Annotated in this window: 26 protein-coding genes, 1 tRNA gene and 1 pseudogene; 9 read left to right on the forward strand and 19 right to left on the reverse strand. The window is 56.7% G+C overall.

Translation table 11 applies throughout. From position 1 onward, the window contains the following. Window positions 1-255: 255 nt before the first annotated feature. The 5 genes from ppnN (at window position 256) to EC915_RS09915 (ending at window position 3,954) form a co-directional block, all read left to right on the forward strand. The gene (gene ppnN, locus EC915_RS09895; protein WP_133750352.1) at window positions 256-1,629 is read left to right on the forward strand and encodes a nucleotide 5'-monophosphate nucleosidase PpnN; all 1,374 of its coding nucleotides are present in this window, start codon (window positions 256-258) and stop codon (window positions 1,627-1,629) included. A gap of 164 nt (window positions 1,630-1,793) precedes the next feature. Next, window positions 1,794-2,378: a GNAT family N-acetyltransferase gene (locus tag EC915_RS09900; protein ID WP_133750353.1), complete on the forward strand. Its 585-nt coding sequence runs from the start codon at window positions 1,794-1,796 to the stop codon at window positions 2,376-2,378. Window positions 2,379-2,455: 77 nt separating this feature from the next. Then, the gene (locus EC915_RS09905; protein WP_166650961.1) at window positions 2,456-2,860 is read left to right on the forward strand and encodes an AvrE-family type 3 secretion system effector; all 405 of its coding nucleotides are present in this window, start codon (window positions 2,456-2,458) and stop codon (window positions 2,858-2,860) included. A gap of 38 nt (window positions 2,861-2,898) precedes the next feature. Next, window positions 2,899-3,339, forward strand: a complete 441-nt coding sequence (locus EC915_RS09910; protein ID WP_133750355.1) for a type III secretion system chaperone — start codon at window positions 2,899-2,901, stop codon at window positions 3,337-3,339. Between the two features lie 168 nt (window positions 3,340-3,507). After that, complete coding sequence (locus EC915_RS09915) at window positions 3,508-3,954, forward strand: CBS domain-containing protein (protein ID WP_133750356.1); 447 nt, start codon at window positions 3,508-3,510, stop codon at window positions 3,952-3,954. A gap of 53 nt (window positions 3,955-4,007) precedes the next feature. Here EC915_RS09915 and EC915_RS09920 read toward each other — a convergent pair whose 3' ends face one another. After that, window positions 4,008-4,730: a hypothetical protein gene (locus EC915_RS09920; RefSeq protein ID WP_372237869.1), complete on the reverse strand. Its 723-nt coding sequence runs from the start codon at window positions 4,728-4,730 to the stop codon at window positions 4,008-4,010. 283 nt (window positions 4,731-5,013) lie between these two features. Here EC915_RS09920 and EC915_RS09925 point away from each other — a divergent pair, with 283 nt between their 5' ends. Both EC915_RS09925 and EC915_RS09930 read left to right on the forward strand, forming a co-directional pair. Further along, a complete protein-coding gene (locus tag EC915_RS09925; protein ID WP_133750690.1) occupies window positions 5,014-6,171 on the forward strand; it encodes a murein transglycosylase A in 1,158 nt (385 codons plus the stop codon). Window positions 6,172-6,386: 215 nt separating this feature from the next. Next, the gene (locus EC915_RS09930; protein ID WP_133750358.1) at window positions 6,387-7,598 is read left to right on the forward strand and encodes an MFS transporter; all 1,212 of its coding nucleotides are present in this window, start codon (window positions 6,387-6,389) and stop codon (window positions 7,596-7,598) included. Between the two features lie 73 nt (window positions 7,599-7,671). Here the strand turns inward: EC915_RS09930 and EC915_RS09935 are convergent, their stop codons facing one another. From EC915_RS09935 to EC915_RS09955, 5 genes and pseudogenes are all read right to left on the reverse strand, one after another. After that, window positions 7,672-7,875, reverse strand: a complete 204-nt coding sequence (locus EC915_RS09935; protein ID WP_133750359.1) for a DUF2934 domain-containing protein — start codon at window positions 7,873-7,875, stop codon at window positions 7,672-7,674. Window positions 7,876-8,090: 215 nt separating this feature from the next. Beyond that, a complete protein-coding gene (locus tag EC915_RS09940; protein ID WP_133750360.1) occupies window positions 8,091-8,459 on the reverse strand; it encodes a DUF883 family protein in 369 nt (122 codons plus the stop codon). Between the two features lie 338 nt (window positions 8,460-8,797). Beyond that, window positions 8,798-8,947, reverse strand: a pseudogene (locus EC915_RS25450) (DUF6021 family protein); the annotation flags it as partial. Between the two features lie 397 nt (window positions 8,948-9,344). Next, entirely contained in the window at window positions 9,345-9,482 is a 138-nt protein-coding gene (locus EC915_RS24815; RefSeq protein WP_166650962.1) for a hypothetical protein, read from the reverse strand. Between the two features lie 487 nt (window positions 9,483-9,969). Beyond that, window positions 9,970-11,544, reverse strand: a complete 1,575-nt coding sequence (locus tag EC915_RS09955; RefSeq protein WP_133750363.1) for a bifunctional diguanylate cyclase/phosphodiesterase — start codon at window positions 11,542-11,544, stop codon at window positions 9,970-9,972. Window positions 11,545-11,848: 304 nt separating this feature from the next. On the opposite strand from EC915_RS09955, the gene EC915_RS25245 reads away from it, so the two are divergent. Then, a complete protein-coding gene (locus EC915_RS25245; RefSeq protein WP_133750691.1) occupies window positions 11,849-12,064 on the forward strand; it encodes a DUF6434 domain-containing protein in 216 nt (71 codons plus the stop codon). A gap of 525 nt (window positions 12,065-12,589) precedes the next feature. Here the strand turns inward: EC915_RS25245 and EC915_RS09965 are convergent. From EC915_RS09965 to thrS, 9 genes are all read right to left on the reverse strand, one after another. After that, window positions 12,590-12,666, reverse strand: a tRNA-Pro gene (locus tag EC915_RS09965). Between the two features lie 87 nt (window positions 12,667-12,753). After that, entirely contained in the window at window positions 12,754-13,110 is a 357-nt protein-coding gene (locus EC915_RS09970) for a MerR family transcriptional regulator (RefSeq protein ID WP_133750364.1), read from the reverse strand. Then, window positions 13,091-13,393, reverse strand: a complete 303-nt coding sequence (gene ihfA / locus EC915_RS09975) for an integration host factor subunit alpha (protein ID WP_019741137.1) — start codon at window positions 13,391-13,393, stop codon at window positions 13,091-13,093. Before ihfA ends, EC915_RS09970 begins: the two co-directional genes overlap by 20 nt. A gap of 3 nt (window positions 13,394-13,396) precedes the next feature. Continuing rightward, a complete protein-coding gene (pheT, locus tag EC915_RS09980; protein WP_133750365.1) occupies window positions 13,397-15,778 on the reverse strand; it encodes a phenylalanine--tRNA ligase subunit beta in 2,382 nt (793 codons plus the stop codon). Between the two features lie 32 nt (window positions 15,779-15,810). After that, window positions 15,811-16,827 carry a phenylalanine--tRNA ligase subunit alpha gene (gene pheS, locus EC915_RS09985; RefSeq protein WP_133750366.1) on the reverse strand — a complete coding sequence of 339 codons (1,017 nt, stop codon included), beginning with the start codon at window positions 16,825-16,827 and terminating at the stop codon, window positions 15,811-15,813. Window positions 16,828-16,931: 104 nt separating this feature from the next. Further along, window positions 16,932-17,288, reverse strand: coding sequence for a 50S ribosomal protein L20 (rplT, locus tag EC915_RS09990; RefSeq protein WP_007905879.1), 357 nt, complete (start codon window positions 17,286-17,288; stop codon window positions 16,932-16,934). A 28-nt stretch (window positions 17,289-17,316) separates the two neighbouring features. Further along, entirely contained in the window at window positions 17,317-17,511 is a 195-nt protein-coding gene (gene rpmI, locus EC915_RS09995) for a 50S ribosomal protein L35 (protein ID WP_002553160.1), read from the reverse strand. A gap of 60 nt (window positions 17,512-17,571) precedes the next feature. Next, a complete protein-coding gene (gene infC / locus EC915_RS10000) occupies window positions 17,572-18,123 on the reverse strand; it encodes a translation initiation factor IF-3 (RefSeq protein ID WP_177413368.1) in 552 nt (183 codons plus the stop codon). Continuing rightward, on the reverse strand, window positions 18,123-20,045 hold the full coding sequence (thrS, locus tag EC915_RS10005) for a threonine--tRNA ligase (RefSeq protein ID WP_133750368.1): 1,923 nt from the start codon (window positions 20,043-20,045) through the stop codon (window positions 18,123-18,125). The genes infC and thrS overlap by 1 nt, the downstream gene beginning before the upstream one ends. Before the next feature lie 975 nt (window positions 20,046-21,020). Here thrS and EC915_RS10015 point away from each other — a divergent pair. Beyond that, the gene (locus EC915_RS10015; RefSeq protein WP_007905882.1) at window positions 21,021-21,233 is read left to right on the forward strand and encodes a cold-shock protein; all 213 of its coding nucleotides are present in this window, start codon (window positions 21,021-21,023) and stop codon (window positions 21,231-21,233) included. A 60-nt stretch (window positions 21,234-21,293) separates the two neighbouring features. Here the strand turns inward: EC915_RS10015 and EC915_RS10020 are convergent, their stop codons facing one another. The 4 genes from EC915_RS10020 to rbsK form a co-directional block, all read right to left on the reverse strand. Further along, the gene (locus EC915_RS10020) at window positions 21,294-21,614 is read right to left on the reverse strand and encodes an I78 family peptidase inhibitor (RefSeq protein ID WP_133750370.1); all 321 of its coding nucleotides are present in this window, start codon (window positions 21,612-21,614) and stop codon (window positions 21,294-21,296) included. A gap of 227 nt (window positions 21,615-21,841) precedes the next feature. Next, window positions 21,842-22,870 (reverse strand): nucleoside hydrolase, encoded by a 1,029-nt coding sequence (locus tag EC915_RS10025; protein WP_133750371.1) that lies wholly within the window; start codon window positions 22,868-22,870, stop codon window positions 21,842-21,844. A gap of 43 nt (window positions 22,871-22,913) precedes the next feature. Continuing rightward, window positions 22,914-23,318: a D-ribose pyranase gene (gene rbsD / locus EC915_RS10030; RefSeq protein ID WP_133750372.1), complete on the reverse strand. Its 405-nt coding sequence runs from the start codon at window positions 23,316-23,318 to the stop codon at window positions 22,914-22,916. Further along, window positions 23,315-24,232, reverse strand: coding sequence for a ribokinase (gene rbsK / locus EC915_RS10035; protein ID WP_133750373.1), 918 nt, complete (start codon window positions 24,230-24,232; stop codon window positions 23,315-23,317). The genes rbsD and rbsK overlap by 4 nt, the downstream gene beginning before the upstream one ends. Window positions 24,233-24,260 lie beyond the last annotated feature (28 nt).

Below are 24,260 nucleotides of genomic sequence, written 5' to 3' on the forward strand. Positions count from 1 at the left end.
ATTGCTTGGTTGCAAAGCCATCACTGGGGTATTGAAGGTGAATCTGCACGGACTGGCCAGGCTCACTGCCACAAGGGCCGTGGCGTTCATGAAGCAGTGACGGCAAGGGCACATGCCAAGGATTTCACGCACAACGTTTGCTTTCCTGACCGACCGATGTAAAAAATGGCCCCCATGGGTGGGCGTTATCTCGTTCACTGTACTGGTGCCGTCCACTGCTGACGTTTGCCCGGCATCGCTTTCAAGGAATTCAGAATGGCCCCAAGACATGTCATCAATGCTTCGGTTAGCCCAAAAGGCAGCCTGGAGACGCTGTCGCAACGTGAAGTACAACAGCTCAGCGCTGCAGGCTCCGGCAGCATCTATACGCTTTTTCGCCAGTGCGCCCTGGCCATCCTCAACACCGGCGCCCATGTCGACAACGCCAAGACCATTCTCGAGGCCTATCAGGACTTCGAAGTGCGCATCCATCAGCAGGACCGGGGCGTACGCCTGGAGCTGTTGAACGCGCCAGCTGACGCCTTCGTCGACGGCGAAATGATCGCCAGCACCCGGGAAATGCTGTTCAGCGCCCTGCGTGACATCGTCTACACCGAAAGCGAACTGGACAGCCAGCGCATCGACCTTAGCTCGTCCCAGGGCATTACCGACTACGTCTTTCACCTGTTGCGCAACGCCCGCACTCTGCGGCCCGGCGTGGAACCGAAGATGGTGGTGTGCTGGGGTGGCCATTCGATCAACACCGAAGAATACAAATACACCAAGAAAGTCGGCCACGAACTGGGCCTGCGCAAGCTGGACATCTGCACCGGTTGCGGACCGGGCGTGATGAAGGGGCCGATGAAAGGTGCCACCATCGCCCACGCCAAGCAGCGTATTACAGGGGGGCGTTATCTGGGCCTGACCGAGCCGGGGATCATCGCTGCCGAAGCGCCGAACCCGATCGTCAACGAGCTGGTGATCCTGCCGGACATCGAGAAGCGTCTTGAAGCCTTCGTCAGGGTCGGCCACGGCATCATCATCTTCCCGGGCGGCGCCGGTACGGCCGAGGAGTTTCTGTACCTGCTCGGCATTCTGATGCACCCGGACAACCAGGAGCTGCCATTTCCGGTGATCCTGACCGGGCCGAAAAGCACGGCACCGTATCTGGAACAACTGCACGCCTTCGTCAGCGCCACTTTGGGCGAAGAGGCGCACAAGCACTACACGATCATTATCGACGACCCCGCCGAAGTGGCGCGGCAGATGACCGAAGGCCTGAGCGCCGTGCGTCAGTTCCGCCGCGAACGTGCCGATGCCTTCCACTTCAACTGGCTGCTGAAGATCGAAGAAAGCTTCCAGCGTCCGTTTGACCCGACCCATGCCAACATGGCCAGCCTGCAACTGCGTCGTGACCTGCCGCCTCACGAACTGGCCGCGAACCTGCGTCGGGCGTTCTCCGGCATCGTCGCCGGTAACGTCAAGGACAAAGGCATCCGGCTGATCGAAGAGCATGGTCCTTACGAGATACATGGCGACGCTGAGGTGATGAAGCCGCTGGACAGGCTGCTTCAGGCCTTCGTCGAGCAGCACCGGATGAAATTACCGGGCGGCGCGGCGTATGTGCCGTGTTACCGAGTGGTTTCCTAAGTTACACACTCGGCAGCCCTGCGTGCAGGCCCGCTGAAACGTAACACCTGAAGGAGCCGGCTTGCTGGTGAACAGCGTCCTGTCAGCAGACCTTTATCTGACATACCGCTGCTCGCCGACACGCCGGCTTCAACAGTTGATCTTCGCTCGCCAACGGAACCTCCATGATCCAGATCCGCCCCATGACCGCCGAAGACTTCGAGGGCTTCTGGCCAACCTTCCAGGCCGTGATTCAAGCTCGGGAGACCTACGCATACGATCCGGGCATGAGCTATGACCAGGCCCTGCACCTGTGGCTGGAGTACCCGCTTCACACCTTGATCGCCGAGGAAGACGGCGTGCTGCTGGGCAGCTATTACCTCAAGGCCAACGCTGCGGGGCCTGGCAGTCACGTCTGCAATTGTGGCTACATGGTTACGCTACAGGCACGTGGCCGCGGCGTGGCGCGGTTGATGTGCGAGCACTCCCAGCAACTGGCGGTGGACAGTGGATTCTCGGCAATGCAGTTCAATTCGGTGGTATCGACCAACGAAGTCGCCGTCGCACTGTGGAACAAGCTCGGTTTCGAGACCGTCGGTCGTCTGCCGCGTGCTTATCGCCATGCCCGTCAGGGTCTGGTCGATTGTCTGGTGATGTACAAATGGCTCGCCGACATGCCCGCCTCGCGCAAAGCGAAAAGCCCGTTGCTGATCGGACGCAAGAATATCGAGTCGGTTATCTCGCGGCCCCGGCGCGCACGGCCAGACTAGAGCCATCGCGCGAATTCAGGGAACCGGATGGGCGTCAGTGCCACTCAAGCGCTAAATCCCTGCATGGACGATTTCTCGTGGACCTTCCCCGTCTTAATCCGGCCACCCGTATCGCCCCTACCTCCCCGACGCTCACCGCCATCACCGGGGGGCCGGCCCAACGGCGACACTCTCGCAAACCAGGCGCCAACGGCTGGCCGCCTCTCAAGACCCTGCGGATCAAGGCAATCGCCGTGTTCCGCACTGCGACCAAGGAGGACTCGCTCGGTCTGCCGTTGCCTTATGTGAGTTTCAAGAGCGGCAGCGCCCTGAGCATCGAACGACTGCGTGGCGAGGTGACGTTCGACTATGGGCTGGATCAGAGCCATCCGAAGAAATTCACCGTCGACGGCGAGCTTGGCGATGCAGCTGATCAGCAAAGCGCCCTGCAGGCTGCACACGATCTGGGCAGCCACGCGGGCGGCGAATTCCGCACTCGCTGACACCGCCCGAAGAATCCATCGACTGAAAGGAATGATCCATGACCTCCCGTGACACCTTGCTCGGCGCGTTGGGTAAGCAACTGAACACCGAGTTGACCCTGGAAAACGGCGTTTGCGCCCTCTTCGATCAGGACAACGAGGTCGCCATCATCGAAATTTCACCCGCAGGCGATGTCGCAGTGCTGCATTGCAAGCTGCCTATGCGGCCGGATCCGGGCATCCATGAGCGACTGCTGCGGTTGAATTTCGACATGGGCGCCCTGCATGGCTGCTGGCTGGCGCTGGATGAGCGCTCCGATGTCCGGCTGTGCGCCCAGGCATCGCTGGAATCGATGGACGAAACGGAGTTCGTGCATTGGGTTCAAGGCTTTGTGCGGCAGACCCGGGAGATGCCGGGCTTGCTGAGGTTGGGTATTGGGGGGCCGGCCAGGCCCATGGCGCAGCGGCCGACGATGCCCGGCTTGTCACGCAGCCTTTGAGTCCGCGTGCCGCGTAGGCCGATGAACAGGGCTATCGACTCTTTCGTGGCGCTTTCAGCCGCTGCGTGGCACTTTCAACACTTGCGGGAATGCCATCTCTCTACGATTCTCTATGCCTCGCCCGACAGATCGTGGACGAGCTCATAAATACGCGCCGCCGAGGCCAGCATGAAAATCGTAGCCGAATTACTAAACCTCAAAGATGAACAGCATCGCGCACCTCACACCGTCGGACCGGATCAGAGGGTCATCGAAGTGATCATCCTGATGGCGGACAAAAACATCGGCGCCGTGCCGGTTGTAAAGGACGGCAAGGTGGTAGGCATCGTCAGTGAGCGAGACTATGTGCGCAAGATGGAGCTTAAGGGACGAGCCTCGGTGGGTACACCGGTCAGCGAGATCATGACCCATGACGTCAGAACCGTGAATTCCCAGCAGACCGTGGATCAGTGCATGAACATCATGACCGATTGTCGTCTGCGTCATTTGCCGGTTGTAGACGATGGTTGCCTGGTGGGCTTGCTGTCGATCGGCGATCTGGTGAAAGAAGCCATTGCCGAACAAAAGCGGTTGATCGAGAAGCTGCAGCAATACATTCGTGGCGAGACGTATTAAGCCACCGGCAGCACTGCTACCTTGCCCGACTACAGAATTGCCGCGGGGCGCCTTCACTGCACCGGCAGGAAATTCAGAAATAACAGGCTCTGCGCATAATTGAGCCCGATGCGTCGGTAGCGCTCATCGAGCATTTGGGTGAGCAGATCCAGCCGCGCCACAATCTTGCCAAACTCGGTGGCGAAACTCAGGTTACTGCCCTCCTCCGAAATTTCGTTGGAGAACAGCATCAGCTCGCCATTGGCGTTTTGCCGCTGGCCCAGAAGCCAGGTGGCCTTTTCGATGTTGCGGGCGGCATTGTTGACGAATCGGGGATTGATCTGGTCGGTCATAAAAAACTCAAAACGTCCGCCATGAGCGGTGACCAGCATGCTGCCGATGGCGTAGATGAACGCGCCCACACGATCACCGAGAAAATCCGGACTCAACGCATAACTCAACGCCGCCAGGTCGCGCCGGTTACCCAGTTGCGCCAGTGGCGTCTGCTGTTCGATGGCATTACGCACGTTGCGTTCGGCAGCCTGAGCGTTGACGAACCCGGATTTGCGCCACTCGGCCGGGTTGCGCAGGTACAGCTTGCTCATCAACAGATACAGGCTTTCCAGATTGTCCTGCATGGTGAGCGTCGCCATGCGATCCACGCTGGTCTGAAAGAACTCCTGAGGCCGGGTTTCGCTGAACTGGGTCGCTACCTCACGTCCGTCCTGCCGGGTGCAGCCCGCCGCACACAGCACAACAATACCTACCGCCAGCCCAACGCTGGCGTTGCGGCACAAAGAAAAAACACACCGGACTGAAACCATTAATTACAAACTTCGACGATCTGGACCCCGCGCGAATCGCGACGTCCCGGCCATGCATAGAGCGGAAAAATGCAAAAAAGTGCGGTGCATGGGTGAAAAGCAGCGTGAAATCACACCTTCGCCACCGCCGACGCAGTGCAGGAGCAGACTTGCCTGACCAACGCGCATCTACCCCAGCACCTCTCACAGATTTGACGCCGCCCCCACCTTTCACCAAGCTAGCCGCCTTCACTTGTTTTCAGGAACACCCCGCGTGATGACCCCAAGCCTGCACTGGCGCCGCTTTCTGTTTTGCCTCGCGCCGTTGATCGCCCTGCTCGCCGCCTGCGACGGCGGCGCCCCGAAGACCAAGCCTTCCGAAGCCACCACCTATGTGAGCGTCGAATGGGACACACTGCCTGCGGTCGACGATGCCGACCTGATCGCTGGCTACAACAGCTGGTTCTCGGCGTGCAAGCGGCTCGCCAAGGACCCGGTATGGGGCTCCACCTGTGCCATGGCCGCACAAGTGCCCCAGCAGCCCGCTGCCGTTCGCGACTTCCTCAAAAGCCAGTTGCAGGTCTATAGCCTGCGTTCCTCCGAACATGGCGCCAACGGCCTGATCACCGGCTATTACGAACCCGTCTATAAAGGCAGCGAGGCACACAACGATCAGCACCCGGTGGCGATCTACGGTGTGCCCGACGATCTGATCATCGTTAATCTGGACAGCATCTACCCGGAACTCAAAGGCAAGCGCCTGCGCGGCCGGCTCGACGGTCGCGTCCTGCGTCCTTACGACGACGCTGCCACCATCAACGAAAAAGGTGCCAACGCCCCGGTCCTGGCCTGGCTGGAAAACCCCATCGACCTGCAATTTCTGCAGATTCAGGGATCCGGGCGCGTGCAACTTGAAAGCGGTCGCCAGTTGCGCATCGCGTATGCCGATCAGAACGGCCACCCCTACAAACCCGTCGGTCGCTGGCTGGTCGAGCAGGGCCAACTGACTAAGGACGAGGTCTCCATGGGGCGCATTCGCGACTGGGCCATCGCCCATCCCGAGCGCGTCCATGAGCTGTTGGGCAGCAACCCCAGTTACGTATTCTTCACCCTGCGCCCGGACAGCGACGAAGGCCCTCGCGGCTCGCTGAACGTGCCATTGACGGCGGGTTACAGCGTGGCTATCGATCGCAAGGTCATTCCGCTGGGCAGCCTGCTGTGGCTGTCCTCGACTCGACCAGACGGTTCGCCGCTGGTGCGCCCGGTGGCCGCCCAGGACACCGGAGGTGCCATCGCAGGCGAAGTGCGCGCCGACATGTTCTGGGGCACAGGCGACGGTGCAGGCGAACTGGCGGGCAATATGAAACAACAGGGGCAAATCTGGATGCTGTGGCCCAAGGGCGCGGCGTTGCCTGATGCCAAATCCAAGGACTGACAGAGCATCAGGCCGATGGTCGCAAACGCTATTGCGCGTCAATATCATTGATGGGGCGTGGCCCGAAGTTTAAGCAATGCTCCTGATCAACATGGCGCGCTCCACCTGAGTGGCACGCGCCATCGTTGGCGATTGCTGCCGGTTTCAAGTTGATATGAAACCGGTTTCAGGTATAACGGAGCGCTTCTTCCCAAATGCGCCGCGCTCATCCCCACATGAATACCTCCTCTGTAACCCCTCACGACTTCAACATGGGCTGGCTGCTCTTCGCTCTGGCCATGGGCGCCTTCGCCATCGGCACCACCGAATTCGCGTCGATGACGCTGTTACCGTTCATTGCAAGCGACTTCCAGAGTACGCAACCACTGGCAGGCCACGCCATCAGCGCCTATGCATTGGGAGTGGTAGTGGGTTCGCCGGTGATCATGGTGCTGGGTGTCAGGTTGCCGCGTCGGGCGCTGTTGGTCGGGCTTGCAGCCTTCATCGGCCTCGCCAATGCACTGAGCGCCGTTGCCCCCTCGCTGCCGTGGCTGGTGTTCTTTCGCTTTCTGAGCGGCTTTCCCCATGGCGCCTACTTTGGCGTGGCCATGCTGCTGGCGGCGTCACTGGTGCCGAAGAACCAGCGAGCCCAAGCGGTTTCCCGAGTGTTCCTGGGCCTGACCATCGCCACCATCGTCGGCGTACCCTTCGCGACCTGGATAGGTCAGACCGTCGGCTGGCGTTGGGGCTTGGGTGTGGTTGCCCTGCTTGCCGCAATTACAGCGCTGCTGATCCGCCTGCTGGCGCCCGCTTCCCCCGCGCAGCCCGATGCCAGCCCGTTACGCGAACTTGACGCGTTACGTTCACGTCAAGTGTGGCTGACGCTGGGAATTGCCGGCATCGGCTTTGGCGGGATTTTCTGCGTCTACACCTATCTGGCGGCGACACTGATCGAGGTCACCCACGCTTCGAGCTTGATGATCCCGGTGGTCATGGCAGTGTTCGGCCTGGGTACCACTGCAGGTAATCTGGTGTGCGGCTGGGCAGCGGATCGGGCAACCATGCGCTCGGCAGGGATTTCGCTTGGGTTCACAGCGTTGGTCCTTGCCGTGTATCCATCGGCTACGAATAACCTGTGGCTGCTGATCCCAGCGGTATTTTTTGTTGGCTGCGGGGTCGGTCTGGCAGCGATTCTGCAGACGCGGTTGATGGACGTGGCGCCCAACGCTCAGTCACTGGCGGGTGCTCTGGTGCAAAGCGCCTTCAACCTGGCCAATGCCATTGGCCCCTGGGTCGGCGGTATGGTCATTTCCGCAGGCCTTGGTCTGCCTGCGGCAGGTTACGCCGCAGCGGGCCTGACATTAGGCGGTTTGGGAATGTGGTACTGGGCAATCACCGACGCACGCGCCACGCATGCGGTCTCCACTGTAGCGACCGGAGACGCTTGATCGTGCCTTGGAATGCCGCATCTGCGGCATCACGCTGTCAACCGTAGACGCCGCAAGCGCGGCGTTATCGGGTTTACTTATCGTCAGCGTCGTCATCCGGGTTTGGAAACAGCGTATCCACCCGATGCCGGTGCACCGAACGCACAGGCGCCATGGCCGCCGATTCGGCAAGCTTGGTTGCCATTTCCCAGTGCCGGGTCTCCTGCCCATCGGGCCTGCCCTCTGTTTCCCAGATCAGCTGCGCCAGTTGACGAACTGCCTCTTCGTCGACACCCATGCAAGGCCCCCTTAGATACTTTTGCAATTCATCGCCCGGGGTCAGATAGACCCCAAGGCCACCTGCTGTGACAACGCTTGGCGAGCCATAAAGCAGCCAATACCGTGGATAAAACACCCGCGCTCCCTCACAACGCTTGTAAGCATTGGAAAGCGAGAATCTTCCCCCTGGTCCCCTGCGCATCGTTGCGATACCACGACGCATTTCGTCTATCCTCAGGGCTGCCTGCGATTGAGCAAAATGCTGACAATCAAGCCAACCCCCGCCGCCGCGCCGACCGCAGCCCACGGATAAGCCCTGACGTAGCCCTTGGCGCCATCGATCGCTCGGGTCAGTGGGGGTTGTTCAACAGCAAACTCTGATGTGGCAAATTCCGCGCCTCTGGAGGCTGCTGCTCTCAACGAGGCGCCCTTCAAAAACCTGTTCAGGCGCTCTCGGGCCTGTGAAGTACGGTCTTCATGCAGTGCGTCACCTGCGGCCAGCAGCGCGTTAGTCTCGTCGATAAACGTGTTGAGCTGCTTACGGGTTTTTTCATACAGATCATCGCTCAGCGTTTCAGCGAAGTTATCGATCATCGTGCTCATGGAGAGTACCGAGTTCTAAGTTGACGAATTGGGTTGACCAAGCCTGGAGGCAATTCGTTCCTGAATTCCGAACAACGGCAGTCACGGCATGGCAAGGCGCGAGAGGGCTCAGCCATTGTGCGTCAAGAGGATTGGCATATGGGCATTGAAGCAACCAATGCCGAACGTGTGCGACGAACTCTCAAGCACCATTTATAAAGATTCGACCGTTAACAGGCGACATCGGATCGGACAACACCGAACACCGCCCTAATCAAAAAGCAGGAACAAAAAACCCGGCGAAATGGCCGGGTTTCTCGATATTACTGCTTAGCAATGCCGTAATTGCCAGTCAAAACTTAGTCTCTACTACCCAAGCGCTTCCCAGAGGGAACAGGGTCGTTGCTGGTACGCGCCGGGTGAAGCGGATCCACGGCAGGATCCGAAAGATCGGGCGAGTCAGGGTCAAAGCCCAACTCATCGCCGACGTCTTTGCCATTGTCCGAAGAAGGATCCGCTTGGCCTTGCGAACGATGATCGAACCCGGTTTCATTATCCGCGTCGCTGTTTACGCCTTTTTGCGAAACATTACCTGGTGCGTCGGGATTCATTTCCATCTCGTTTCTCCAACCTTGTTGCATGGGACATCCATGCACAGGGAATTGGGATACCCCAATAACTGGCGAGTGCCCGAAGATGGACGAATGGTTAGTTGACTCAGGACAACTGATGAGCGTTGGCAGCCGACCTTCACATGAACGAGTGGATTGGGAGATCTGAACCAGGGCTTCCCGAGATACTTAACTTTATCTGAAATAAGCGCGATAACCAGAACAGCACTCAGTCAAGAGCGACAATCTCCGTCTACCGAGGAATGTGGCCGCGGCATGTGTCAGCGCGTTCTGGTCAGCTCGCGAGCAGCGTGCACGCGACTAAAGACATTCCAAGCCCCATCAGGACCGGCTGGTCGTAAATGAGCGCCAGGATGAGAACCGGAGCGCCCACCAGAAACATCGGATCGCGAAGAAACGTAAACGCTTTCAACGCACCTGCTCCTTAACTAAAGGCAGGCAGGATAACACCCTCTGCCAAATATTCGGCGCTCAGGGCGCCCGGAACTTCAGGCGATACTGAGCAGCTTAGCGGGCGGTTTCTCATCTGCCTTGAGAAAAAGGTAATCGCGCCAGGCTCGAAAAGCACGCTGTTGACGCGCGCAAGCGTCCTGCCAACGTTGACCGCCGACCTGCCCAACATGCAAGGCCATCATTTCCTCGGTCGATCGATCAAGTTCATTGAGCAGATCGAGCGCGTTGGGGGGGTCGTAATTTGTGCTTCGCATAAAATCCCAGGTTTTCTACCAGCGTTGAATGGACTGGATAACTGGTAAAACGTGCAGCGGCTCTGACGAACGGCATGCATTCTATAGAAACTCTCGGAAGCGACTCAATGGCTTGCTGATGGTAAAGCGGCCCGGATCTGCACTGACTAACGTTTTCGGCGATTGAGTCCAAAGGATTAGTTGAAGCAAAGACTAGTTAAAGGGGAATTCGGCCAATACCGGAACCATTTCAACGTGCGCTTGTGGTCGTCCATAAAGATAACCCTGCGCATAGTGACAGCCGTTGTCTGCCAACCACGACGGCAGATGTGGCAGATGAAAATCCTCAATGCCTTCGGCAGTCACCTTCATGTTCATACTCCGGGCCATTCCCAAGATGGCTTCTACCATGGGTAAATGGTCTGTTTGCCCAGCCTCGAAGAAAGAACGGTCTATCTTGATCTTGTCAATGGACAACCGAGTCAGGTGATACAAGCCCGAATAGCCAGTGCCGAAATCGTCCAGCGCCACGGTTATGCCATGGGAATTGAGTCTGCTCAGATTTCGCTGCGCCGCTTCCAGATTCCCGACAAGAGCCTCTTCGGTGATTTCTATCTCAAAACGATTAAAGGGGAATTTCTCATGTGTGAGTTGTTCCAAAAGCTGATCAGGAAAAAACTGATCTGCAACCATCGCGGCGCTGATATTCAATGACAGATGCAGATGGCCGTCCCAACTTTTGGCAGCTCGACAGGCTTGCTTGACCAGCGAACGAGTCATTGCGGAAATCAATCCCAGTCGCTCAAGGACCGGAATGAAATCCGCAGGCATGCCAATGCTGCCATCCGGCTTGACCCAGCGCGCGAGAATCTCGAAACCAACGATTTCTTGAGCGGGAAGAATAACAATCGGCTGATAAAAAGGGACGATCTCCTCCCCTTCTAGAGCTTGCCTAAGGGCCACCTCAAGTTCAGATTGAGCTCGGCGCTGACATTCATACTCGCTGTCGTAGAAGCTGAACGTTAATCGTCCGTTGCTCTTTCCCTTATACATGGCTATATCAGCGCAATGTAGAAGGGCTGATGCTTCTTGCGCGTCCAGCCAGGACCGCGAAATGCCAATCGTCGCCCCCAGCCTGCAGAAGCCTTTAGTTTCCGGCAAGGGTTTAGCTAATTTCGACAGAACAGTCTCAGCTATTTCAACCAGTTCGTTCTCTTCTTTATGCGTCAGAAATAATAGACAAAACTCATCACCGCCCAAACGCACGGCCATACCGTCATACAGCCGTGCAATATCCTGAAGCCTGCGGCCGACCTCAATGAGGGTATGGTCGCCTACCGAATGCCCATGCTGGTCATTGATTGCCTTGAAATGGTCAAGGTCAATGAGCATGATCGCTGCTGGATGGTTCCGACCAAGCTGATCGAGTAACGACTCCATGAAAATGCGCCGGTTAATCAAGCCGGTAAGCGAGTCATATTTAGCCAATGCTTCGGTCAGCAGTTGTACACGCTGCAGGCGACGATAGCTGGAGCGCGTATTTGCCACCAGCCGTTTGAGTACCAGAGTAGGCGCAATCAACGAAAGCAAAGAGAATGCAGTAGCAGTCAACACAAACCTCCAGCGTTCCGCGTCCTCGAAGTCGCTGTCGTAAGGCAGATTTAGCCACTGCATTGCCAAGGCTTCAAATTTGAACTCCCAAAGCACGGAAATGCCGATCATCGACAGCAGCGTAAATAACAGGAGCGTGGGCAAACGGCAGGGGTTTTGGTGATGCAAGTCGGTCATGGCAGGCCTCGCAGGGCCAGTGAAATTCAGAGTGATGTCAGACAGCCATCATCTCATAAATGTTCATACCGTTGATCGCAGACCAGTACGCTCTGTCGAATGGCCGACTCACTCGCTCAAACCGCAGTCTGAGCCTGTAACGTCCCAGTCACGGTCACTGGACACCGGCGCGATTGGGAATTGCCAGTCTGGCGGAGGGGATACGGATGGGATCTAAAAGCTGGACAGCGCACGGCACTTAATGGTGTGAATGGCTATGCTCATCACGTCGTCGATAGATCTCGGCATTCACAAGGTAGCGACCATGACGTTTGATTGGCACTCAGGATCTATCACCCGCGAAACACCTCTGGACGATAATTACCGAAATACGCAGAAGGTTAGGCGATTCATGATCTCGCAGTGTGGGGAGGCGTTTAAATTCGACCGGGCGTTCATGGCTTGGATGAAACAGGGAGAAAAACTAACCATGGGCGATGTTGCAGATCATTGGCTTCGCATAAATAAGCGATCCGAATAGAACAAAAACTGATGAACTTGCGTGACTACCGAGCACATCGATTCGCACGTATCGGGATTTGTCCGTGAACTGGCGCTGCGGGCTCAATGTGTTATTGAGTTAAGCAACGCTCGCTACGACCGAGTTCCGCACCAGTCACGTACCAGACCGGTTCAAGCCTTGCGTTGACGGCGTCGGGGAATTAGTAGAGTTCAACGAGCCTGACGCGGTCTTCTGAAGAGAGTGAATCAATTGTGGCAATACGCGGCTCGCCTCTAGAAGCGGACGCGAGTGGTGTGCCCATATCGGCCGCACCCAACAACACCCTGAGTTTCATTTCTTCCTCCACCTTTGTCTTCATTGGCAGGGCCGGTCATCGGCCGGGGCGATTGCACATGAACGATGTGCCATTCGGCACGCGGGTGGCATCCAGATAGTACGGGTCGAAAAATGCCGAATTCGAACAACTTGACGCGGATCAGTACAGAAATCACGCGCATGAAAAAGGCCAATGCTGTGAACATTGGCCCTTATCATTGAAATATATGGTCGGGACGGAGTGATTCGAACACTCGACCCCTAGCACCCCATGCTAGTGCGCTACCGGACTGCGCTACGCCCCGACTAGGCGTGAAACTGTGACTTCTTGCGAAAGCTTCGAGAAATATACCCTAAGCTTTTGAATCAGGGAAGTATTTTGATCAAGGCTGCTATTTACGCAATACCACCAAAACGTCTTCCAGCTCTACGATCATCTGCTTAAGCAATTGCTTGTACTGCAAAGAATCGTCTTTGACCTCATCGCTGGACATGCGCAAACGCGCCCCACCAATAGTGAAACCCTGGTCGTAGAGCAGGGCGCGGATCTGTCGGATCATCAGCACATCCTGCCGCTGATAGTACCGACGGTTTCCGCGGCGCTTGACCGGGTTGAGTTGAGGAAACTCCTGCTCCCAATAACGCAGAACGTGCGGTTTGACCGCACAGAGCTCACTGACCTCACCAATGGTGAAGTAGCGTTTGCCAGGAATAGGCGGCAGCTCGTCGTTATGACCTGGTTCCAGCATATGCCTCAACTCGGGCTTTCAGTTTCTGCCCTGGGCGAAAGGTGACCACACGGCGAGCCGTAATCGGAATTTCTTCCCCTGTTTTGGGATTTCGGCCCGGTCGCTGGCGCTTGTCTCGCAGGTCAAAATTTCCGAAACCGGACAACTTGACCTGCTCGTTATCTTCCAGAGCGTGCCTGATTTCCTCAAAGAACAGCTCAACCAGTTCCTTGGCTTCTCGTTTATTCAGGCCTAGCTCTTCGTACAGACGTTCGGCCATCTCAGCTTTCGTCAGAGCCCCCATACGCTACTTCCTTAACGTGGCGTTTAACCTTTCCTCTAGCGAGGTGAGAATTTGCTGCGTCGAAGCGTTTACCTCATCGTCAGTAAGAGTGCGCGATGGATGTTGCCAGGTCAAGCCAACTGCAAGGCTTTTTCTATGCGGATCAATGCCTTTACCCTGATAAACATCAAATAGCCTGAGGTCTGTCAGCCATTCCCCTGCATTTCCACGAATAACGTCCAGCAACGCCGAGGCCGCAACCTCACGATCCGCCACTATTGCGAGGTCACGGCGGACCTCCGGGAAGCGCGACAATTCGCGGAATTTCGGCAATTGGCCTTTGGCGACATCGGCCAATATCAGCTCAAAAACGAATACCGGACGATCCAGCCCCAAGGTTTTGGAAAGTTCCGGATGCAAAGCACCTATATAACCGACTTCACGACCATCGCGCTCGATGCGAGCAGTCTGGCCCGGATGCAGGGCTGGATGATGTCCGGGTACGAAACGGAAATCTTCCTGCGCGCCAGCGAAGCCCAATATCGCTTCAACGTCCGCTTTGACATCGAAGAAGTCCACCGGATCTCGCCCTTGCGCCCAACCTTCGGGCAAGCGGCTTCCGCAAATCACACCGGCCAGCATAGGCTCTTGCTTCAAATCTTCAAGTTGGCCGACGAATCGCAGCCCGCTTTCGAACAACCGCACACGATCCTGCTGGCGGTTGAGATTGTGCTGCAGGGACTTGACCAGGCCCGGCCACAGCGACGAGCGCATGGCTGCCATGTCAGCGGAAATCGGGTTGGCTAGCAATAGCGGCTCTACACCCGGGCTGAATAGCTCGAACCATTTCTGATCGATGAAGCTGTAGGTGATCGCTTCCTGATAACCGCGCGCGACCAACAAACGTCGCAGCGCAGGCAGATCGCTTTTAGCTTCGGCACTCGCCTGTGGCGCCAGACGCGCTTGCGGATAGCGAACCGGCAAGCGGTTGTAACCGTACAGACGCGCCAATTCTTCGATCAGATCCACTTCAAGGGTGATGTCGAAGCGATGGCTTGGTACCTTGACGCGCCACTGACCAGCCGTTTCCAAGACCACCTGTAGATCCAGCGCGGACAGCAGACGCTCGACTTCGGTGGCATCCATCTGCATGCCGAGCATTTGCTCGATGCGGTCGGCGCGCAGAACAATTGGATTGATCGACGGCAGGAGCTGCTCGTTTACAACTTCGGTAATCGGCCCGGCTTCACCGCCAGTGATTTCCAGCAGCAGCCCCGTGGCACGCTCCATAGCCTCCCGAGCCAGTTGCCAGTCGACACCTCGCTCGTAGCGGTGGGAGGCGTCGGTGTGCAGGCCATAAGAACGGGCTTTGCCAGCAACTGCGATCTGGTCGAAGAAGGCACTTTCCAAGAAGATGTCACGCGTGCTCGCAGCATCGACACCACTATGCTCACCGCCCATCACACCGGCGATGGCCAACGCGCGCTGATGGTCCGCGATGACCAGTGTGTCCGCGCGCAAACTGACTTCCTGACCGTCGAGCAATACCAGCTTTTCGCCCTCCTCGGCCATTCGCACACGAATACCACCGTTGATTTCGGCTAAATCGAAGGCATGCAGAGGCTGACCCAGTTCAAGCATCACATAGTTGGTGATGTCCACGGCTGCATCAATGCTGCGCACGTCAGAACGACGCAGGCGCTCAACCATCCAGAGTGGCGTCGGGCGAGACAGGTCTACATTGCGAATCACACGACCCAGATAGCGTGGGCAAGCAGCCGGAGCCAGCACTTCGACTGGACGAACTTCTTCGTGAACAGCAGGCACCTGAGCCACCTGCGGACGGATAACCGTCGCGTCATATAACGCGCCCACCTCACGGGCAAGACCGGCGACAGACAGGCAGTCACCGCGGTTCGGCGTCAGATCGACTTCGATGCTGGCGTCGTCCAGCTTCAGGTAGGCACGAAAATCCTTGCCAACCGGAGCGTCCAACGGCAGCTCCATCAAGCCGTCGTCACCCTCGCCTACTTGCAGCTCGGCCTGCGAGCACAACATGCCGTTGGACTCCATGCCGCGCAGCTTTGCTTTCTTGATCTTGAAGTCGCCAGGCAACTCGGCACCGATCATGGCGAACGGAATCTTCAGGCCGGGGCGTACGTTCGGCGCGCCACAGACCACCTGAAAAATTTCCGAACCGTTGCTGACCTGACACACACGCAGTTTGTCGGCATCCGGATGCTGTTCGGTGCTCAGTACTTCACCGACCACGACACCGCTGAACACACCAGCGACCGGGGTCACGCTGTCGACCTCCAGCCCGGCCATCGAAAGACGAGCCGCCAGCTCGTCACGGGATACCTGCGGGCTTACCCAGCCGCGCAACCATTGTTCACTGAATTTCATCCTGCTCTCCTAAAAAGTTCGTTACGGGCGACCTAGCGAAATTGCGCGAGGAACCGCAAGTCGTTGTCGAAGAACAGGCGCAAGTCATTGACGCCGTAACGCAGCATGGCCAGACGCTCTGCGCCCATGCCGAAAGCAAAGCCCTGAAACTCTTCCGGATCTATACCGGACATACGCAACACGTTCGGATGAACCATGCCGCAACCCATGACCTCCAGCCAGCCGGTTTGCTTGCAGACACGGCAGCCTTTACCGCTGCACATCACACATTCCATGTCGACTTCAGCGGACGGCTCGGTGAACGGGAAATACGAAGGGCGAAAACGCACTGCCAGTTCTTTTTCAAAGAACACGTGCAGGAACTCTTCGATGGTGCCTTTCAGGTCTGCGAAATTGATATCGCGGTCAACCAGCAGCCCTTCGACCTGGTGAAACATCGGAGAGTGAGTGATATCAGAGTCGCTACGATACACACGGCCTGGACAGACGATGCGAATCGGCGGCTTGGTCGATTCCATGGTGCGGACCTGTACCGGCGAGGTATGGGTGCGCAACAACATGTTCGCGTTGAAGTAGAAGGTGTCGTGCATCGACCGGGCCGGGTGATGGCCTGGGATGTTGAGCGCTTCGAAGTTGTGGTAATCGTCTTCCACCTCAGGGCCTTCGGCGATGCCGTAACCGATATGGGTGAAAAATTGTTCGATACGTTCCAGAGTCCGTGTAACAGGATGCAGGCCGCCCGTGATCTGGCCACGGCCAGAAAGGGTTACATCAATCGATTCGGCGGCGAGTCTGGCGGCAAGGTCCGCTTGCTCGAACGACGCCTTGCGCGCATTGAGAACGTCTGTAACACGCTCCTTGGCAACGTTGATCAGCGCGCCGACCTGCGGACGCTCTTCAGCAGGCAAGCTCCCCAGGGTCTTCATCACCTGAGTCAACTCGCCTTTTTTGCCGAGGTAGTGAACCCGGATTTGCTCCAGGGCATTGATATCTTCGGCGCTTTGCACAGCCTCAAGTGCTTGAGAGACCAGCGCGTCCAGGTTTTCCATGTACAGACTCCAGATACAAAATAGGGGAAGAGCTTATAAGGCTCTTCCCCTATTTATGACGTTTAACACCGAACCCCAAACGGAGTCCGGTGACTGCCGGGGACTTAGGCCAAAGTGGCTTTAGCTTTCTCGACAATCGCAGCAAACGCCGCTTTTTCGTTCACTGCCAGATCAGCCAGAACCTTGCGGTCGATTTCGATCGACGCTTTTTTCAGGCCCGCGATAAAACGGCTGTAGGACAGACCGTTGATACGCGCACCGGCGTTGATACGAGCGATCCACAGAGCGCGGAACTGACGTTTTTTCTGACGACGGTCACGGTAGGCGTATTGGCCAGCCTTGATTACCGCTTGCTTGGCAACACGGAACACGCGTGAACGCGCGCCGTAGTAGCCTTTAGCAAGTTTCAGAATTTTCTTGTGACGCTTACGGGCAATGACGCCACGCTTTACACGAGCCATGAGTTACTTCCTCTATTCTTGATCAAAATTAACGAAGGCGCAGCATGCGCTCGACTTTTGCCACGTCAGACGGATGCAGCAGGCTGCTTCCGCGCAGTTGACGCTTACGCTTGGTCGACATTTTGGTCAGAATGTGGCTCTTGAAAGCGTGCTTGTGCTTGATGCCATTCGCGGTCTTCAGAAACCGCTTAGCTGCACCACTTTTAGTCTTCATTTTTGGCATGTTCGGATACTCCGCATTCAGTTGATAAACATAACCGCAAGGCCTGCCGTGCCCTGGTGGTTATTTCTTCTTTTTCGGGGCGATGACCATGATCAGCTGGCGTCCTTCCATCTTAGGATGCTGTTCGACGGCGCCGTATTCGAGCAGGTCACCCTCAACCCGCTTCAACAGCTCCATACCCAGCTCCTGGTGGGCCATCTCACGACCGCGGAATCTCAACGACACCTTGGCCCTGTCCCCGTCACTCAGGAAACGTACCAGGTTGCGTAGTTTTACCTGGTAATCCCCTTCCTCCGTCCCTGGACGAAACTTGATTTCTTTGACCTGAATCTGCTTCTGGTTCTTTTTGGCTGCGGCAACCTGCTTCTTCTTCTCGAAGATCGATTTGCCGTAGTCCATCAACTTGCAGACAGGCGGTGCAGCGTCGGCGGAAATTTCCACCAAATCGAGCTTGGCCTCTTCAGCCTTAAGAAGCGCGTCTTCAATTGACACAATCCCAAGCTGCTCGCCTTCAGCCCCAATTAACCGAACCTCGCGGGCCGAGATATTCTCGTTGATCGGGGCCTTCGGTGCAGCTCGTTTATCTTGTCTCATTTCACGCTTAATAATAATTACTCCGAATCTTGGCGACCACGCCGGGAAACCGCTTGTGCAAGGAACTCCGAGAATTGGGCGACCGGCATTGAGCCAAGGTCTGCACCTTCACGGGTACGCACAGCGACAGTTTGCGTTTCAACCTCCCGATCTCCAATAACGAGGAGATAAGGAACCTTGAGCAACGTATGCTCGCGGATTTTAAAGCCGATCTTTTCATTTCTCAAGTCGGACTTGGCACGAAACCCGCTTTCAAGCAGTATTTTTTCCACTTCAAGGGAAAAATCTGCCTGTTTATCAGTGATATTCATGATCACTGCCTGAGTTGGAGCCAGCCACGCAGGGAACGCGCCTTCATAGTGCTCGATCAGAATACCGATGAAGCGCTCGAAGGAGCCGAGGATCGCGCGATGCAACATGACTGGATGCTTACGTCCGTTATCTTCGGAAACGAATTCAGCACCCAGACGGATTGGCAGGTTGAAATCGAGTTGCAATGTACCGCATTGCCACACGCGACCCAAGCAATCCTTGAGAGAAAATTCGATTTTCGGGCCGTAGAAAGCCCCTTCACCCGGCTGCAAGTCATATGGCAGACCCGCGCTGTCCAGCGCCGCTGCAAGGGCGGACTCTGCGCGATCCCATAATTCATCGGCGCCTACACGCTTTTCAGGACGAGTAGACAGCTTCATTTCGATGTCTTTGAAGCCGAAGTCGGCGTAGACATCCATGGTCAACTTGATAAATGCCGCAGATTCAGCCTGCATCTGCTCTTCGGTGCAGAAGATATGGGCATCGTCCTGAGTGAACGCACGTACGCGCATGATGCCGTGCAGTGCACCCGACGGCTCATTACGATGACAGGCACCGAATTCGGCCAGACGCATCGGCAGCTCACGGTAGCTCTTCAGACCCTGGTTGAACACTTGCACGTGGCAAGGGCAGTTCATGGGCTTGATGGCGTAGTCGCGGCTTTCCGACTCGGTCGTGAACATGTTTTCAGCGTAATTGGCCCAGTGCCCGGACTTCTCCCAAAGGGAGCGATCAACCACTTGCGGGGTCTTGATCTCCAGATAACCGTTCTCACGCTGAGTCTTGCGCATGTATTGCTCAAGGACTTGATACAGGGTCCAGCCATTCGGGTGCCAGAACACCATGCCCGGCGCTTCTTCCTGGGTATGGAACAGACCGAGACGTTTGCCGATCTTGCGATGATCACGTTTTTCGGCTTCTTCGATGCGCTGGATGTATGCCGCCAGCTGCTTCTTGTCAGCCCATGCAGTCCCATACACACGTTGCAGTTGTTCGTTTTTAGCATCGCCGCGCCAGTATGCACCGGACAGTTTGGTCAGCTTGAACGACTTGAGGAAACGAGTGTTCGGCACGTGCGGGCCGCGGCACATGTCGACGTATTCTTCGTGATAGTAGAGGCCCATGGCTTTTTCGTCAGGCATGTCGTCGACCAGACGGAGCTTGTAATCCTCGCCACGCGCCTTGAACACTTCGATTACTTCGGCACGCGGAGTGACTTTCTTGATGACGTCGTAATCTTTTTCGATCAGCTGCTGCATCCGCTGTTCGATAGCAGACAGGTCATCGGGGGTAAATGGGCGTTCGTAGGCAATGTCGTAATAAAAGCCATCGTCGATCACCGGCCCGATAACCATTTTCGCGGTCGGGTACAGCTGTTTGACGGCATGGCCGACCAGATGCGCACAGGAGTGACGAATGATCTCCACGCCTTCCTGATCTTTCGGGGTGATGATTTGCAGGCTCACGTCGGCGTCAATGATGTCACTGGCATCAACCAGTTGACCGTTGACCTTGCCGGCAACAGTGGCCTTGGCCAGACCTGCGCCAATGGACGCGGCGACTTCGGCTACGGAAACCGGGTGATCGAAAGAACGTTGACTGCCGTCGGGAAGAGTAATAGTTGGCATGGCGCCTCCTCTCCTAGTGGTGACCCCTACCAAAGGTCACGTGGGTGGGATAGAGCCAGTACGCGATTCGTCGGTATACCTGCCTCACAGTGGCAGGAGCCCAAAGGCCAACCATTTGATCGAACCGGAGTGACTGGAATGTACAAAATCGACAGGCATGCGATAAAAAAGCCTATCTGCAGGACGCGCATCCTAGCACAGCCCGAATGCTCTACGTCAGGGCCAGTGCAGGGGATCACCAAATTTGCCGACAATCACTGTAAGGATCGTTCTGAACTGACGGCGCCATCTCGCTGTCGTTAGACTATCCGGGACTTGCATTCAAGGCCCGCCAGTTCCGGGCCTAACAGACAGCATGGATTACCACGAAGGTTTTATGCGTAGCCGCACTCCTCGCACCGCTGGCACTGGCACCTCCATTCAGCGCTCACGCCGCGATGAATGCAAAGACCAGGTCTACGTACATGAGTGAATGTACAGCCGCGGCAACCCAGAATAGTCACTCAATGAGTGCCAGCGCCGTCAAGGCCTAATGCGAATGCGGTGCGCAGCAAATCAATAAAAGTTTTAGTGATAGGGAAATCGTCTCACTCGATGACAAAACGACGCCTCCAAGCGCCGAAATGACGTCTCGCTTACAAAAGCGGTAGGAGAAAATACCTGAAAGACAAAAAATAAAAAATTTACAATAGACCGCTTGCACATGGAGCACGGGTAATGTGCAAGTGGCCGCAACTTCGACTGAAATCCCCGTATCTCGCGGACCTTAGCCGCATTTGAACATGTATCGGAATATCCGGGGCGCCGCATTGGACGGGCAAGCCGATCAAGTTGGCTGCAAATATTTGCGGTATTGGCGCAAAGTTCTTACCGAAAAAGTCCAGCATTCACACAATTCGACTATGATAGCCCTCGTGTGCCCAGTTGGCCTGAGCAGCACAGCACTACTGAAAATTATGTTTCTGGAGATACACCATGTCTAATCGCCAAACCGGCACCGTAAAATGGTTCAACGATGAAAAAGGCTTCGGCTTTATCACTCCACAAGGTGGCGGTGACGACCTGTTCGTACACTTCAAGGCTATCGAATCCGACGGTTTCAAAAGCCTGAAAGAAGGCCAGACTGTCTCTTTCGTGGCTGAGAAAGGCCAGAAGGGCATGCAAGCCGCTCAGGTTCGCGCGGAGTAATCCAAGCGTGCTAAAAAAACCCCGTCGCTGACGGGGTTTTTTATGCGTGCGGAAAAGTGATCAGCCGCAGTTGACGCGATTGACTGTCGCAGTCTGATCGGTATTCAGATTCAGCCGATCAGACCGGTATTCGAACGTCACCATGTCATCGGGCCCAAGCACCCTTGCGGTTTGCGCGCCTGCCTTGATTCGAGCCTGCTCCAGCAATGCGGGTGAAGCTGGCTTGCCAATTGCGAATTGAGCAGCGGCGGCATCACAACGGGAGTAGCCGGCATCAGAAGCCGACTCCTCGGCTGGCTTTGAGGTTCCGGACGTGCTGCTGCAACCGGCCAGCACCGCTGCGGCCAGGATCAATCCCGATGATGCGTATTTCCAGGGCATACAAACTCCTTACGTTTAACGTGAACCGAAACTCTGCGACACCGCAGAAAACGCTTGGTTTCGCAGGCTGTGCCTGCAAGTCGGCTGCAGACAAGGCCGAGTCTGCCCGAGCACGGCGCAGTGATGGCATTCAAATCGTCACAAAACGTTTGGTATTGTATTTATCGTGGCTGCAATTGACTTCACTCGTTACTCGAACGGGGCGCTGAGCAACGCTTGAGTGAGGGCTATTTCAAACGTGCGAGACGCTCGGTCAGCAGATTGAAAAACCCTTGAGCATCGCCGTTTTCAACCCAGAACACGTTTTTCGGCTGGCTCATGGTGTCGTACCAATCGGCAATGGTCTGACCAAACCCGGGCCCTTCGCGGTTATCGACTACCACGTTGATCAGCTTGCCGCTGAAAAGCTCCGGTTTCAGGAGCCAGGCAATGACGCTGGCGTCATGAACGGGCCCGCCCGGCAAACCGTAATGCACCATATCGGCCTTGACGTACTCGTTCAGAATGCTGCTGACCAGCTTGCCAGCCTCATTGTTCAGCCCCTCGATCTGCTTGATCCGCTGATCGCTGGTAAGGATTTTGTGCGTCACGTCCAGCGGTACGTAAGTCAGCTTGACCCCGCTGGCGAGGACTACCTTAGCGGCGTCGGGATCGGCATAGAGGTTGAATTCGGCGACTGGGGTGATGTTGCCCCCGTTGAAATGCGCGCCACCCATGACCACCACTTCCTTGATGCCCTGGGTGATTTCCGGGGCCTGAATCAGTGCCAGCGCCAGGTTGGTCTGTGGTCCCAGCATGGCAATGGTGATGCTGTGGGGCGCGGCCCTGCCCAGCGTATCAATCAGGTACTGCACCGCGTTGCCTTTAGCGAGGGGGTTCTTCGGTTCGTGCACCTGAACGCCGGGCAGACCCTCTTTGCCGTGAATGTTTTCAGCGTAGATCGGCGTGCGTACCAAAGGCTTTCCTGCCCCGGCGTACACCGGCACCTCTTCACGGCCAGCCCATTCGCGGGCAAGACGCGCGTTACGCGACGTTTTGTCAATTCGGACGTTACCGGCGACAGTCGTGATGGCCATCACATTCAGTTCCTGCGGTGACGCCAGTGCCAGCAGCAGCGCTACCACGTCATCCGCGCCGGGATCAGTATCGATGATCAGGTCACGCTTTTCGGCTGCCTGCACCGCAACAGTGGAAAAAATAGCCAAGAGTGCAACGCTCCGGATCAATTGAGAGACGAAGTGACGGCAGATTTGCATTGAAAACTCCCTGTTCAATCAGTAATGGAATGCTTCGAAGCACTCAGAAGACGACGCCCGCCACCAGGGCGATGTTTGTGTATGGCTGACACTCACCGGTGCGCACGATTGCCCGGGCGCGACAGCTCTTTTGTTTCAATGCTTCATGGCTGAGCAGATGCTGCTTGCCCAGAAGCCCGGCTGCGTTGAGCTCATTGAGCACAATCAGTGCCGGAGGCTGCTTCTCGTGCATTTCATCGGCGATAATATGGCTTTCGACCTGCATCTCTGCCAGCACCGTATTCAGCACGCTGACGAAGTCCGGAATACCATGGGTTACAGCCAGGTCGATGAGCTCCACGCCAGGAGGGACCGGCATCCCGGCGTCAACGATCATGAGCACGTCGCCATGCCCCAGGGAGGCGACAACGCGTGACAATGCGATATTGAGCAGCGGAGTTTTTTTCATGACGGATAGCCCTGAACTTCGTTGACGGTCGGAATGGAAGGCTGAGCACCGGAACGCGTGACGGACAATGCCGCCGCAATCTGTCCGAAAAGTATGGCTTCGGCCTCGGACTTACCGTCGGCCAACGCAGCCGCGAAGCCACCGACGAAGGTGTCGCCCGCAGCGGTGGTATCCACCGCTTTAACCTTGGGCGCCGGAAAATGCTGGGAATGGGCATGAGTCGCGAACAATGCGCCCTGCTCGCCCAGCGTCACGATCACTTTGCGTACCCCCGAGGCCATCAGCGCGGTAGCCGCAGCATCGGCGCCGGCTACGCTATCGACAGGCAAACCGGTCAACGCGCTGGCCTCACTCTCGTTAGGAATCAGGTAGTCGATCCAGCCGTACCAATGCGCTGGCAATGGTCCACTGGCCGGAGCCGGATTGAGGATGACCGTCTTGCCTAGCTCGTGTCCGCGCTTGAGTACGTGCTCGACAGTTGCCATCGGCACCTCAAGCTGGCAGATGATCACTTCAGCGAGGCTCAACAGACTGTCGAAGCCGTCGACCACTTGCGCCGTGACCTGACCATTACCGCCGGCGACGATGACGATAGCGTTCTGGCTGCTGTCATCGACGACGATCAGCGCTACCCCTGTGGACTCACCGGCAACGCTAGCCACGGCCTGACAGTCGATGCCTTCGGCCTGCAGCGCCGCGCGCAATTGTTCGCCGTAGGCGTCATCGCCCACACAGCCGATCATTGCCACGCTGGCGCCCAGACGTGCCGCTGCGACAGCCTGATTGGCCCCCTTGCCACCGGGCACGGTGACAAACGAATGACCGGCCAGGGTTTCGCCTGCGCGTGGCAAGCGAGGCGCACGCGTGACCAGATCCATGTTGAGACTGCCCACTATCACTACTTTTGCATGCATGACGTCTTTACTCTTCAGGCCGGGCCCC

This window comes from Pseudomonas sp. LP_7_YM (assembly GCF_004364435.1).
GTDB lineage: Bacteria > Pseudomonadota > Gammaproteobacteria > Pseudomonadales > Pseudomonadaceae > Aquipseudomonas.